7 protein-coding genes are annotated in these 14,053 nt (G+C 72.8%); 6 read left to right on the top strand and 1 reads right to left on the bottom strand.

Annotated elements, in window-relative coordinates:
• Nucleotides 1-304: 304 nt before the first annotated feature.
• Nucleotides 305-1,003 carry a hypothetical protein gene (locus ACWCPY_RS27135; protein ID WP_451269171.1) on the top strand — a complete coding sequence of 233 codons (699 nt, stop codon included), beginning with the start codon at nt 305-307 and terminating at the stop codon, nt 1,001-1,003.
• Between the two features lie 96 nt (nt 1,004-1,099).
• On the opposite strand, the gene ACWCPY_RS27140 is transcribed toward ACWCPY_RS27135, so the two are convergent.
• Nucleotides 1,100-2,086, bottom strand: a complete 987-nt coding sequence (locus ACWCPY_RS27140; protein WP_451269173.1) for an RNA ligase family protein — start codon at nt 2,084-2,086, stop codon at nt 1,100-1,102.
• Between the two features lie 596 nt (nt 2,087-2,682).
• Here ACWCPY_RS27140 and ACWCPY_RS27145 point away from each other — a divergent pair.
• The 5 genes from ACWCPY_RS27145 to ACWCPY_RS27165 form a co-directional block, all read left to right on the top strand.
• Nucleotides 2,683-4,038, top strand: coding sequence for an acyltransferase domain-containing protein (locus ACWCPY_RS27145; protein WP_451269175.1), 1,356 nt, complete (start codon nt 2,683-2,685; stop codon nt 4,036-4,038).
• Complete coding sequence (locus ACWCPY_RS27150) at nt 4,035-9,950, top strand: SDR family oxidoreductase (RefSeq protein WP_451269177.1); 5,916 nt, start codon at nt 4,035-4,037, stop codon at nt 9,948-9,950. Before ACWCPY_RS27145 ends, ACWCPY_RS27150 begins: the two co-directional genes overlap by 4 nt.
• The gene (locus ACWCPY_RS27155; RefSeq protein ID WP_451269179.1) at nt 9,947-11,380 is read left to right on the top strand and encodes a glucose 1-dehydrogenase; all 1,434 of its coding nucleotides are present in this window, start codon (nt 9,947-9,949) and stop codon (nt 11,378-11,380) included. The genes ACWCPY_RS27150 and ACWCPY_RS27155 overlap by 4 nt, the downstream gene beginning before the upstream one ends.
• A 308-nt stretch (nt 11,381-11,688) precedes the next feature.
• The gene (gene lysA, locus ACWCPY_RS27160; RefSeq protein ID WP_451269181.1) at nt 11,689-13,038 is read left to right on the top strand and encodes a diaminopimelate decarboxylase; all 1,350 of its coding nucleotides are present in this window, start codon (nt 11,689-11,691) and stop codon (nt 13,036-13,038) included.
• A 9-nt stretch (nt 13,039-13,047) separates the two neighbouring features.
• Nucleotides 13,048-14,053: LysR family transcriptional regulator (locus ACWCPY_RS27165; RefSeq protein ID WP_451269183.1), on the top strand; the 1,006-nt coding region annotated here is incomplete at its 3' end.

The following is a 14,053-nucleotide window of genomic DNA, read 5'->3' on the forward strand; positions in this document are numbered from 1 at the left end:
CGGTGTGCCGCAGCGCTTGGCCCGCGTCCGTAAGCGCGTATTGCGTGTGTAGCCGCTGCATCGGCGTGGCCGGACGAGTCCGGGGACGGACGCTCCGTCCTGCCGACCGCGCTCCGGCCGGTTCGCGGGTCCGGCGTCCGAGGCTTCCGCCCGACGTGCGTGCGACAGGTTGCCCGCCATGACTGAGCCTGGCACTTCGCCATCGGGCCACCGATCGGTCGTCGGCCTCGCGCCGCCGAGCCGGGAGCACGGCAGACCCACGGTCGGGCGGCCGGTTGTCACAGGCGTCTGCTGGAATGCGGGCATGACCGTTCATGACGTCGCACGGCGGCTCCCGGACATCCCGACCCTGCGTGACCGGTGCCGTTCCATGGCGATGACGGAGGCGATCCTCGCGCCCGGCAGCCCGTACCGCCGCCACGGGTTCGACGCACACTGGTCTCCGGGGCGTGAACTGGGCTGGATGTACAACGGAGCAGGCGACGAGTACTCGGTCGTCTTCTCGCCCGAGGGCGTGTACATCCGCGGGTTCGATCACGAGTCGCCCATGAGCCCGTACGCGGGTGACGGAAGTGTCTGGCCGGGAGTCGTGGACTCGGTGCCGGAGGTGTTCCGGTCCTGTGTCGATGAGCCGTCCTTCGCCGCCGGCGGGATACCGCATGTGACGGCCTGCCTGTGGCGCGAGAGCGGCGACGACCGGTGGCGAACGGGACAGGTCGAGTACGACGCCGGAGGCAGCGACCCCGACGGGGCGTCGTACCTGTTCTCCTTCCTCGTGGACGGTACGCCCGAGGAGTACGCCGACTGGGCCCGCGGCTACTACGAAACCCCGGTGGACCTCGATGCCGTACGCCACATCCACGCACTGCGCCCGCTGACCCCAGAGGTCGTGGCGGCGCTCAACTCCGATATGACGTTCGAACAGCTGACGGCCGAAATCGCCGCCATCGGCTATCCGCAGTCCGTCCCGGCCCCGCTCCATCCGGACGGCCCATGGTTGTAGTCGGTGGCGGCAGGATGTCAGGCCCCTACGGCAACGACGCTTCGTCCATACACCCTCGGCACCAGCTCTTCGTCGGCACACGGCTGTTCGCCGGCGTCATCGTCCACGGTTCCTGCCCGGCCGGTCGGTGCGTGAGGCGTGGCGGTCCTGGGCGTCGAACGCCACCAGAACGTGCACTCCGGGCCGGAGGGCCCGATCCAGAGCGCGCAGGAGCATGTCCTCCATTCCTCCCAGGGCCTCGGAGAGCTCTTCGGTCACATCGCGTGTGATCTCCTCCGCAACCGCGTCCACGGGGGTGTGGGGCCCGAGCTTGCTCACCGCGGCGGCCGCGCGGGCAGGGGTGAGCAGTGCCGATGCCTGGACCAGGAGCCAGGCGGGAACACCCGCCGCACCCTGCGGCGGTGCCGGACAGGGACGGGCGCCGTCGAAGCGCTCGTCCTCGGCGAAGGCCTTCTGCTTCACCTTCACCACCGGGCGGATGCCGGCGCCCGCAGGACCTGCCTCCTGCCATTCGCCGGCCGGCTTGAGGACGTAGCCCTCGGCGAGGTTGTCCATCAGCTCGGGAAGCCCGAGGAGAGCCGGGACCTTGGTGGGGAAGGCGCAGGGCAGCTCCTGGAGTCTGTTCACCGAGCCGTGTCCGACAGCGGGAACGCAGATGAGCCCGGCGGCGGCCGCGGCTTCACGCAGCACACCGTCGGAGATCCACCACCGGCCCCCGTCCTTCTCGGCCACGGCGTCGAACGGCAGCCACTGCAGGGCCGGCGCGTACCAAACGCCGGTCTGTACCGGCTCGGCTCCCGCGACGGCGGGGACATCCGCGTGCGGGTAGCATCCACCGGCGAGCTCGCCGTAGATCGTCACCACCGCCGCATCGCCCCACGTACCGCGCATCGCCGAGGCGAAACGGGACGCCGCCACCGACAGCGCCGGCCAGATTCTGCTCACGCCGAAGAAACCGTCCAACGCATCGTCACCCAGCAGCTCGCGCCGCTTCGCCGGATGGACCCCGGTGCCGTCGCAGACCACCGCGAAGTGTGCCCCGTGCACCTTCTCCGCCGCGATCCACTCCCGGGCCCCGGACATGCCAAGCCGTTCCCTCGCGGAGATCTTGGGATAAGGACGTAGTACGGAAGCAGTCTCAGTGTCGGACACACGAGGAATTGTTGCTGTGCGCCCACAGCCGGGCAACAGGGATTCACTGCCACGCAGCGTCGGTGATCGAGCCTCTTCACCGGCCAGAAGGTGAGGGGGAGACAGAACCCCGCCCGAGTGGCCGTCGGGGGCGCCCGGAGGGAGTGAACGGGGGCAACCCGCGCGTTCGGCGCGCAGATTGTGGCTCCGGACGCCCTCTCGTCACTCGTGTGGGTGACGACTGTGGGTGCCCTCGTCCGTAGGCTGACTCTGCGTGTGCACGGGGTGGGCGTTCACCCTGGTTCCATTTTCAGTACCGGTACTCGTCCTGGCTCTCGTTCCAGCTGTCACGTCACCTCGCACCTCGCAGATGTCCCGCTGTAGGCCTCCAAGCAGTGCCGTGCGGCGCCCCGGAGGACGGGGCCGTCGGCGGTGGCTTCTTCTCCCCTTCTTCGGTCCCGCGCCGTTTGTCCCTGCTCGCGCAGGCTGGATAGCGCGCCGGCCTTCTCCGGAATCTTCCAAGTAACTGTCTGTACAGAGGAGTTGCTGTGGTCGCGCGCTGCGCTTTCGTCTTCCCGGGGCAGGGGGCCTACCTGCCCGCTGCTCTCGCCCGGCTCGCTGTCGATGAACCCCTGGTCGAGGAGACACTGCACCTTCTGGACGCCGCTGCCGTCCGCCTCGGGCGGAGGGTCCCTTCCCGCCTTCTGCTCGGCGAACGGGCGCCGACACTGTCCGAGTTGGCGGACGAGGCCCCGGCCGACCTGCACACGGCACTGTTCGCCGCCGAGATGGTGCTGTTCCGAATAATGACGGAGCGTCATGGAATCTTTCCCGACGTGCTGCTGGGCCACAGCTTCGGCGAGTTGGTGGCCCTGACCGCGGCCGGTGTGTACGGGCTGGAGGACGGCATGGCGCTGGTGGCCGCCCGCGATGAGGCCTTCGCCGCCTGCCCGCCGGAGCGCGGCGGAATGCTGGCACTGGAGACGTCCGCTTCCCGGGCCGAGGGACTGCTGGTGGGTCTCGGGGAGTGGGAGGTGACCCTGGCCGCGGACAACAGCCCCCGTCAGTGCGTGGTGTCCGGCCCCGCCGAACCCTTGGGCCGGGTGCGGCGAGCCGCCGAGGCGGTTGGCGTCAGGGCGACCTCGCTACGGGTCCCGTACGCCTTCCACCACCGCATGCTTGCCGCCGTGGCCGGCGACTTCACCCGCCGGGCGACCTCGCTGCGGGCCGGACCGGCGCGACATCTGCTGCACTCGGCGATCCTGGGGCGGCGGGTGGACGGCACCGACGCGGTGGCGGAGCTGGTCGCCGCCCACTTGGTGCGGCCCACGCGGTTCACCGATGCGGTCCGCCTGCTTCACGCGGAGGGCGTGGGGGTGTTCGTGGAGTGTGGACCTCGCGGTGTGCTGAGCGACCTCGTGACGGCGACGGTGCCGGACGTAAGGGTCGTCGCCCCGCTGCGACGCCGGGTGAGCGGACCCGAGCTGTCGCAGGCCCTGGGCGGCCTGACGACGCTCTCCACGGCGGTCGTGGTCACCGGGGCAGGGAAGGCCACCGCGGCCTTACCGGGTGAGGGAGTCGGGACCGCCACCGTGGCCGAGGAAGCCTTGCCGGGAGCGGAGGTGCTCCCGGACCGGCGGTCCATCGTGGCCACACTGCGGTCGCTGTACGCGGCGGCGTTGGGGTATCCGCCCGAGGTACTGACCGACGATGCCGATCTGGAGGCGGACCTGGGAGTGGACTCGATCAAGCAGACCGAACTGTTCGCCCAGGCCGCCGCACGTTTCGGACGTGCCCTGCCGACGGACGGCTCGCGCCTGACCAGCTACACCACCCTGGACGCGCTGGCCGGGCTGTTGGGAACACTGCCCACGGACGGCACACGCACGGGGGTGCCGGCATGAGCGGCCGGTCCGACATGCCCGCAGCGCTGGATCTCGCCGGAAAGATCGCGTTGGTCACCGGGGGAGGCAAGGGGGTCGGTGCGGCGATCAGCCGTGAACTGGCCCGGCACGGGGCCCTCGTGGTGGTCAACTCCTTCCACTCGCCGCAGGCCGCCGAGGAGACCGTCGCGTCGATCCGTTCCACCGGGGGCCGGGCGGAGACATGGCGGGCCAGTGTGGCCAAACACGACCAGGTCACCGCGATGTTCGCGGCCCTGGCCGAGAAGCACGGCGGCGTGGACATCCTGGTCAACAACGCCGCACGGGGTGTGTTCGCCCCCTTCCACGACCTCACCGACTCCGAGTGGCAGCGGGCGCTGGACACCAATGTCCACGGAGCCCGCTGGTGCGCGCTTGAGGCGGCACCTCTGATGGCCGCGCGCGGTGGCGGCGCCATCGTGAACGTCTCGTCCATCGGCGCCGGACTGGCCATGGACAACTACCTGCTGGTGGGGGTGTGCAAGGCGGCGCTGGAAGCGATGACCCGGTACCTGGCCGCCGATCTGGGCCCGTCGGGAATCCGGGTGAACACCGCCTCGGCCGGGCTGCTGGACAATTCCACGGCCGCGCTCTTCCCCGGTGCGGACGCCCTGCGGGCGACCTGTGCGGCGGCGGCCCCGCTCGGCGGGGTGGGCCACGAGGACGACCTCGCCCGGCTGGTGGCCTTCCTCGCCTCTCCGCAGGCACGCTGGATCTCCGGCCAGTGCCTGCTGGCCGACGGCGGACTGTCCGTGGGCCGCGCCATGCTCACTCCGCACCGACCCGCACCATCCGTCGCCCCGTCTCCTCCGGCTCCGGCCCGGACCGGTCCCGCGCCGGCCGTCCGCTCTCCCCAGCCGGCTGCGGCGGCCACGCGGCCTCCCGCCGCGGACAAGAACCCGGCCACACCGGCAGCCGTGCGGGTCGGTGACGGCGCCGAGCCGGAGACGGCACGCACGGTGGCCGTCGTGGGCATGGGCCTGGTGGCCCCGGGGGCCGGGAGTCCGGACGAGTTCTGGCGACGGCTGATGGAGGGCGTCCCCCAGTTCAGCGAGCCCGGAGAACGGTTTCCGCTGGAGCACTTCTGGTCGCCCGAGGAAGCCGTGGACCGTACCTGCAGTCGGGTCGCGGGCTACGTCCGCCCCGTACCGGAGCCCGGGAAGGACACCGACGAGGACAACGTGAAGGATGCCGAAAAGGACGCCGAGGAGGACTTCCTCACCGAGTGGACGCGCGCCGCGCTCGTTCAGTGCGACGCCCCGCGTCTGGCGTCCGGAGCCGATGTCCGCACCGTGTGCTTCGCCGGTGCCTGGGCCGAGGGTTCGCAGCATGTGGAGGAGAGCCTGCTCGTCGAGGCCGCCGCCGACGGCATCGTGGAGCACTGGGACGGGAGCACGGCCGAGAACCCCGAGGCGCTGCGTGCGCTGCTCGTCCCGTGGCTGCGGTCCGCGCACCGGCACGCGGGCGTGCCGGCCGGGCACCTGCCGCCGGCAGCCCTGCGCGCCGCCGTGGCGTCTCTGCTCCCCAAGCCGACGCCGGTACAGGTCGTCGACACCGCGTGCTCCTCCTCGCTGTACGCCATCGACCTGGGCGCCCGCGCCGTCCTGGACGGGGAGTGCGACCTCGCCCTGTGCGGCGGGGTGTTCTCCCTCGGCCCCCGCTACAGCGTGTTGTTCTCCCGACTGCGCGGTCTGAGCCGGTCGGGTGCGGTCCGCGCCTTCGACGCGGACGCGGACGGGGCGCTGTTCGCCGACGGGGCGGCATTCGTCGCCCTGAAACGGCTGGACGCCGCCCGGGCCGACGGCGACCACGTCCTGGGGGTGCTGGCCGGGTTCGGCGCGGCGTCCGACGGACGTGGCAGGGCCGTCCACGCCCCCAACGCCGGCGGCCAGGAACGGGCGTTGGCCCGTGCCCGCGCCGTGTCCGGCGTCACGCCCGAGCAGATCGACTGGGTGGTCGCCCATGCCACCGGCACACCGGTCGGCGACCGGGTCGAGCGCGGAGTGCTGTCGGAGCAGTTGCCCCGAGCCTGGTGCACATCGAACAAGTCGGTGTTCGGCCACACCGGTTGGGCGGCCGGAGCGATCTCGGTCGTCCACGCCCTGCAGGGACTGGCACACTCCACGATCCCGCCGCAGATTCCCTACCGCGGCCCTGACGAAGCGCCGCCACTGCGAGTGCCGGCCGATCCGGTGCCCTGGCCACGCCCGGCCGGCCGGCCACGGACAGTGGGAGTGTCGGCCTTCGGGTTCGGCGGGACCAACGGCCATCTGCTGCTCCAGGACGCACCCCGGCCCGGCGAGGCCGCGCCGGCCTCCCTGCCCGCCCCCGTCGAGGACGATCCGGTGGTCGTCGTGGCCTGGTCGACCCATCTGCCCGGAAGCCCGGACGCGGCGGACGTCGCACGCCGTCTGGCCGATGGGCGCAACCCCGCGGCACAGCGCTCGTTCGGAGCGCGGTACCCGCTCCCGCCCTTCGCCGAGGTACCCATCCCCGCACCCACCGCCGAGGGCATCGACCGGGCCCAGCTGATGGCGTTGCAGGCCGTCGCCGCACTCGTCCCGCCCGGCGCCTCGCCCTGGTGGGAGGGACTGGGGGAGTCCTGCGGGGTCTTCGCCGCCCACACCGGTGTCCCCGCCATGTCGCCCGACACGACGGTCCGCTGCCACGCCGCCTCGCTGGGCGAGGCGGTGTGGCGCCCGCTGCCCCGCGGACTCGACCGTGCCGTATTGCGGAAGGCCACCTCGGCGTTCCTCGACGCGGTGCGCGAGCGCACCCGGCCGGGGGAGGACACCCTGGCCGGGCTGATGCCGAACGTGATCCCCGCCCGGGTCGCCGCCCTGCACGACCTGCACGGTCCCACGATGACCCTCGATACCGGGCTCACCTCGGGCCGCAGCGCCCTCCGGGCCGCCGCCGCGCACCTGCGGCGCGGGGAACTGGAGTTGGCGCTGGTACTGGGCGTCAACGGCGCAACCGGGCCCCTGTTCGCACGCCTGCACGGCATCGACGGTTCCCGGGAGCCGGCGGAAGGGGCCTTCGCCCTGGTGCTCACCCGGGCCTCCGTCGCTCGCGACCACGGCTGGCCCCGCCTCGCCGCTCTCGACGCCCTGTTGGGCCGACTTCCCACCGGGCGCAGCGAACCGGACGGGTGGAGCTACCCGGGAGCCGACGACCTGGTGGCTGCCCTGCGGCACATTGTCGGCCGTGTGCCGGTCCCCGCGCCGAAGGTTCCGGCACCAGCGGCATCGGACCGTCCCACCGCAGGTGCTCCGGACTCGGCTCGGCCTGCCGAAGGCGCCCCGGCCCCTGTCACCTGGCGGCACACCCTGAGCTGGGAGGCGGCCGGACCGTGCGGCACCGGCGCACGGCCGCTGCCGGCCCGCACCCTGGTCATCACCGGCTCCCGCCACGCGAGTGCTCTGCGCGCCGAGGTCGAGGCCGGTGTCCACTGCCGCCTGGCCGCCGTCGACGGGGACCAGGACCCGCAGCAGGCCGTCGACCGCATCCTGCACGACAACCCCGAGGGGTTCCGGCATCTGCGGGTCGTCGCCGATCTGCACTCCGCACCCGCATGGCCCGCCCCGCCCACCGCCGGCGTACTGGCCGTGCAGGAGGCGGCGTTCTGGGCGGTGCGCCGACTGCGCGACCGGATCGCCGCGGGCGGCTCCGTCGCGGTGGGGGTGACGGCGCCGTTCCTCGGCGAGGAGGCCGCCCCGCACGCCCATCTGTTCACCGGTTTCGTCAAGTCCCTGGCCTGGGAATTGACCGACTGCACCGTGCGCGCGGTGGTCGCCGACGGTGCCGGACCTTCGGCCGTACCGGGCCTACTGGCCGCTCTGGAGGACGAGCTCGCCCGTCCAGCGGATGGGTTGCCCGTGGTCCGCCATCGCGGCGCCACCCGTTTCGTCCAGCGCATCACCGAGCACGGTCCTCCCGCGGCGGGCGAGGCCCTGCCGCTCGCTCCCCGGGCGGTGGTCGTGGCCACAGGCGGCGCCCGCGGCATCACCGCCGCCTGCCTGCTCGGCCTTGCACATCACCTGCCCCTGCGGGTCCACCTGGTGGGGTCGAGCCGTCCCGACGACGTACCGGACGATCTGTTGCGCAGCCCCGACCAGGACCTGCCCGCGGCGCGCGCCCGTTACATCGCCGATCAGCGCTCCCGGACGCAGGGGCGTCCGGTGGGCGAGATCAGCGCCGCCTTCGACCGTCTCCTGCACGCCCGTGAGTCCGCCCTGACCCTGCGGGCCCTGAGCGAGTTGTGCGGCGCCGACCAGGTCCACTTCCACACCTGCGACGTCACGGACGCGAACGCCGTACGAGTCCTGGCCGACGCCGTCCGCGCCCGGGAGGGCCACGTCGACCTGCTCGTCAACGGCGCGGGACTGCACCACCCGGGCGACATCACCCGCAAGACCCTGCCCGGCATGCGCCGCATCCGCGACGTCAAACTGTCCGGCTACCACCATCTGCGCGCCGCGTTCACCGGCGCACTCGCCCCGCGCCTGTGGTGCAACTTCGGCTCGGTCACCGGTGTGGCCGGCCTGCCCGGCGAGAGCGACTACTCCCCGGCCAACGACTTCCTGTCGGCCGCCGCGCTCGTCGGCGACGACGGCGAGTTCACCATCTCCTGGACCGTCTGGGACGAGACCGGCCTCGGCTCCGGTGCCATCGTCCAGTCCCACACCGCACGCACCGCGCGCCTGTCCCGCATGACCACCGCCGAAGGAGTCGCCCACTTCCTGACCGAGCTGCGTCGCCGCAGCCACGACGCGGGCAGGACGGACAGGCACGTCACCTTCGTCGGCGAGGCAGAACACCGCTCCTTCGACGCCCGCTTCCCGGGCCTGCGCGCCACCGGGAACAGCGGCCGGCACCACCCGGCAGCCCTCGCTGCCACCACACGTCCCACCGATGACGACGTCCCGCCCCGAACGCCCGGCGACACCCCGGCGGGACTGCTCGGCGACCCCGTCACCCGCCACGCCGACCACGCCACCTGGCACCTGAGCCTCGACCTGGACACCCACGGCTTCCTGCGCGACCACCTGGTGGACGGCAAACCCACCGTGCCGGGCGTGATGCTGGCCGACATCGCGGTCCAGGCGGCCCGTGCCCTCGCTCCCGATCTGCCACCACGCGGTGTCGACGGCCTCACCTTCAGCGCCTGGGTCCGCGCCCGTACCGACGGCAGACCCGCCCGATTCCGCGTCGAGGCCCGCCGTCGCGGCACCAGGACGGCCTGCTCGGTCGGTGTGACCATCCGCTCGGACGTCATCGCCCCCGACGGACGTGTCCTGTCGCACGACCGGGAGCACGTCCGCGCCACCGTCCGCCTGGGCGGCCCGATCCCGCTGCCCGAGCCGTACGGCACGCTCGCCGGAACCCGCCGTACGGTCGACGATCCGTACTACGACGCCGCCTCCCCGGTCCTGCTCACCGGCGCCTTCCGCGCGACCGACCAGTGCCGCACCACCGGTTCGGGCACCTGTGCCCGCTGGCGTCCCGACCCGGAGCAGCTGTCGGCACTGCCCCGACTCTCCACCCCGGCCGTCCTCCTGGACAGCCTCGCCCGTACCCCCGCCCTCGAACCCACCCCGGACGGACACCACCCCGTCGCCGTCCCCCAGCACATCGAACGCATCGCCCTGTACGAGACCGGCGATGACTACGACCTCATCCGGACCCACCCCGACGGGCTGCGGCTCCACCACTCACCCGCCACCGACACCAGCACCGCCACCACCCAGGACGGCCGCGTCGTCGCCCAGATCTCCGGCATGCGCGCCACCGTCCTGGCCCGCGTCCCGGTCCGCCCCCACACCTCGGCCACCCCGACCACCGCGACCACACCCGCCGGGGACGGCCACCGGGCCGAGGGCGACGCCCCGTGACGCCGACGCGCCACCCACTCGTCGACGCCCACCACCGCCGGGTGACCACCGCGGCGGGCCCGGTCGGCCTCTGGTGGTACATCGCCCCGCAGCCGCGTCCCGTACCCGGCCGGGTCCTGCTGCGCCACGCCGTCGCGGCGCGGCACGACCGCCCGGCCGACACCGTCACCGTGGTCCGCGATCCGCTCGGCCGCCCCGCACTCGCACCGGAACAGAATCTGCCTCCCCACTGCCTCACCGCCGCCCACTGCGGCCCCGTCACCGTGGCCGCACTGATCGCGGCGCCCCGGAACGGCACCCGGATCGGCATCGACATCGAGCACCTGGCCTCCCCGCCGTCGCCGAACCTGCTGCGGTACGCCCTGCGCCCGGGCGAGCGTGCTGCGCTGGCCCGCCGGCCCGCGACCGTACGGAGGGCGGAGTTCCTCACCCTGTGGACGGCCAAGGAAGCCATCGCCAAGGCCCTGGGCTGGTCTCTGCTGCGCGCCCTCGTCGACGTGGAGATCACCCTGCATCCGCGGCTCTCCCTGGCCCGGCTGGGTCGGGACCCGGCACCCCTCGGCTGGCAGTTGCTCTCCTTGCGCCTGCCCGGGACACCGCACACCGTCACCCTCGCCACCCACCACCCGCCATCCGGCCCCACGACGGGAGAACCCATGGACCTCACCGGCAGCACCGCACTGATCACCGGGGCCACCCGCGGCATCGGCCTGGCCATCGCCCACACGCTCCACGCCCACGGTGCCCGGCTCGTCATCACCGGCCGTTCCGAGGAGAGCGGCCGGGCCGCCCTCGCCCGCCTCGACGCCGGAGACGACATCACCCTGTGCGTGGCCGACGCCACCGACCGGGCCGACGCCGAACGCGCGGTCGACGAGACGGTGGACCGCTACGGGCACCTCGACATCGTCGTCAACAACGTCGGCGGTGCCACCGACTTCGCCACCGTCGCCGACATCACCGACGACACCTGGCACCGGACCCTCGCCCTCAACCTCGACTCCGCCCTCTACACCACCCGCCACGCCCTGACCCACCTGATCCCACAGCGCTCCGGCCGCGTCATCAACATCTCCTCCATGGAAGGCCGCGACCCGGACCCGGGCCTGTGCGCCTACGCCGCCGCCAAGCATGCGCTGATCGGGCTCACCCGGGTCCTGGCCAAAGAGGCGGGCCCGTACGGAGTCACCGCCAACTGCGTGTGCCCCGGGGCCGTCGAGACCGACTGGTTCACCGAACAGGGCCCCCGGGCCGCACGTGTGCTCGGCACCGACTACCCCGGTCTGGTCCGCCACTTCACCGGCCGCACCGCGACCGGCCGCCTGACCCGGCCCGAGGAGGTCGCCGCCGCCGTCCTGCTCCTCGCCTCCCACGCCGGCTCCGGCATCACGGGCACGTGCATCCCCGTCGACGGAGGAGCCACCGTGTGAACGCCCCTTGCAGCGGCCGCAACACCGATCGCACGCGTAGTGGTGGAGCCGGCGACACCGAACCAGTGGACGAGCGAGTCGGGGGCGGCGTCGTACCGGAGGAGCCAGATCTCGTCGGCGCGCGGACCCAGGACTTGCGGCCAGGCCGCCGCAGCGCCCGATCCCGGTTCCAGCATCGCTCTGCGGGCAGAGAGATCCGCACCGCGCGAGCATCGAAAGTCATGAGGCTCAGCCATAGAAGAATGCGCTTTTATGACCCCCTGCTCAGGCCGCAGGATGGCTGCGGACCGGCTTCCGGGGAGGAACGCATGACGTCAGCCATCGAAACGGGCCTGCTGCCCGGCACATCCGAATTCCGTCCGGAAGGGCTGGCCGTCGGCGGCGTCCCGCTCACCGAACTGGCACGGCGCTTCGGAACACCCCTCTTCGTGTACGACGAGGAGCATCTGCGCCGACGCTGCCAGGAGGCGGTCGCCGCCTTCGGCCGGGACAACGTCGCCTACGCCTCCAAGGCGTTCCTGTGCACGGCCATGGCCCGGCTGGCCCATGAAGAGGGGCTGCTGCTCGATGTCGCCTCCGGCGGCGAGCTGCGGGTCGCGCTGCACGCCGGGGTGCCGGCCGGGCGGATCGTCCTGCACGGCAACAACAAGGACGACGCGGAACTGCGCACGGCGATGTCGGCCCGGGTACGGCACGTGGTGGTCGACAGCTTCGACGAGATGGACCGCATCGAGCGCCTGCACGCAGAGGAACACCTGCCGCCCGTCCGGATCCAGCTGCGGGTGGCGCCGGGAGTGGCCGCCGGTGCGCACGAAGCGATCCGGACCGGTGGCAACGACTCGAAGTTCGGCTTCGGCCTCGCCGGCGGAACCGCGGCGGCCGCCGTGCGCCGGGCCGCCGGTTCTTCGGCGATGATCCTGGAAGGCGTCCACGCGCATGTGGGCTCGCAGGTACTGGACACGGCGGAGCTCGCGGCCGGCGCCGCGGCCGTCGCCCGCTTCGCGGTCGACACACGGATGCAACGGCTCACGGTCGGCGGCGGCCTCGGCGTCGCGTATGAGGCGGGACAGACCGCGCCGTCGTTCGCCGAGTGGGCGGCCCGGGTGCGGGCCGCGGTACGCGATGCGGGCTGGGGCTCCTCGGTGACCGTGGAACCCGGCCGGTCCATCGCCGCCCGCGCCGGGCTGACCCTCTACCGGGTGGGCACGATCAAGCGGATCGAGGGCGTGCGGACGTACATCGGTGTGGACGGCGGGATGAGCGACAACCTGCGACCCGCCCTGTACGGCAGCCGCTACGAGGTCTTCCTGCCGCGCAGCCCGCGCGCCCTGCGGCCCATGCGGGCACGGCTGGTCGGCAAGCACTGCGAGAGCGGCGACGTGATCGTCGACGAGGCCGCCCTGCCCGCGGACGTCGCGGTGGGCGATCTCCTGGCCACGCCGGTCACCGGCGCCTACGGATACGCCATGGCCTCCAACTACAACAAGCTGCCGCGCCCCGCCGTCGTCTTCGTACGCGACGGCCGTGCCCGCACGGTGGTGCGCCGGGAGACCGAGGCGGACCTGCTGCGCCTGGACGTGGACGAGCCTGCCGGGCTCCTCGCGCCGGATTCGGCCCGGTCCGGTGCCGGAGCGGCGCAGCGCGTCGGCACGGCCTAATCTGACCCGATGCTGAACAGTGCCCGACTGCTCGTCCTGCTGGAGATATCCCGTACCGGCACCATTGTGGCCGCGGCCCAGGCGCTGCATCTGAGCCCGTCCGCGATCTCGCATCAACTCGCCCGGCTGGAGCAGGAGCTCGGCGTGGCGTTGGTGGAACGTCAGCCGCAGAGCCTGCGGCTGACCGCTGCCGGGGTGCGACTGGCCGAGCACGCGCAGGCGGTCGCCGACCTGATGGCCGTCGCACAGGACGACCTGCGGGCGCACTCCGAGGGGGAGGCCGGTGTCCTGCGGCTGGGCTTCTTCGCGTCCTCGGGCCTGGAGCTGCTGCCCCGGGCCCTTTCGGGGTTCGCGGCGAACCGGCCCCAGGTCGAGCTGGAACTGATCCTCGGGCAGCCGCACGAGCTGGTGCCCGACCTGGAGGCGGGCCGGCTGGACGCCGCAGTCGTCTTCGAGCACCCACTGGACCCCTGGTGCAGACAGGCGGCCGTGGACGTGGAGATGTTCTTCGACGAGCCGCAGCTGGTGGTCCTTCCCCTGCGCCACCGCCTCGGGCGGCACGCCACGGTCCGGCTCGCCGCCCTGGAGGGGGAGAGCTGGATCGGTACGCACGGCGGCCACACCGGCGAACCGGTCCTGGAACGCGCGTGCGCGGCCGAGGGATTCCGGCCCCGGGTCCGCTGCCGCAGCGATCACTATCAGGTCACGATCAATCTGGCCCGCGCGGGCATGGGCATCGCACTCGTCCCGGCCCTCGGACTCGGCGACACCACCGGCGTGCATGTCTGCCGACTGGACCACCCCCGACTGCACCGGCGCATCGGGGTCGCCACCCGGTCCACCAACCGCAACCCGCTGCTGCGGATCTTCCTCGCGGAACTGCGGTCGGCCGCCGAGGAGATCCGGTCGCTGCTGGAGGTCGAACTGCTCGGGCAGGGGCATGAAACGCTCCAGTACGCGGACCGCGACCTCCGCGAAGGGGTGGGGGACCCGCGACCCGCCGCTCGCGTCGCCC

The sequence above is a fragment of the Streptomyces sp. NPDC002403 genome (genome assembly GCF_053593015.1).

Excerpts from the sequence above, each read along its gene's own strand:
- ACWCPY_RS27135 (WP_451269171.1), top strand. The coding sequence starts at position 305 with ATGACCGTTCATGACGTCGCACGGCGGCTCCCGGACATCCCGACCCTG.
- ACWCPY_RS27140 (WP_451269173.1), bottom strand. The coding sequence starts at position 2,086 with ATGTCCGGGGCCCGGGAGTGGATCGCGGCGGAGAAGGTGCACGGGGCA.
- ACWCPY_RS27150 (WP_451269177.1), top strand. The coding sequence starts at position 4,035 with ATGAGCGGCCGGTCCGACATGCCCGCAGCGCTGGATCTCGCCGGAAAG.
- lysA (WP_451269181.1), top strand. The coding sequence starts at position 11,689 with ATGACGTCAGCCATCGAAACGGGCCTGCTGCCCGGCACATCCGAATTC.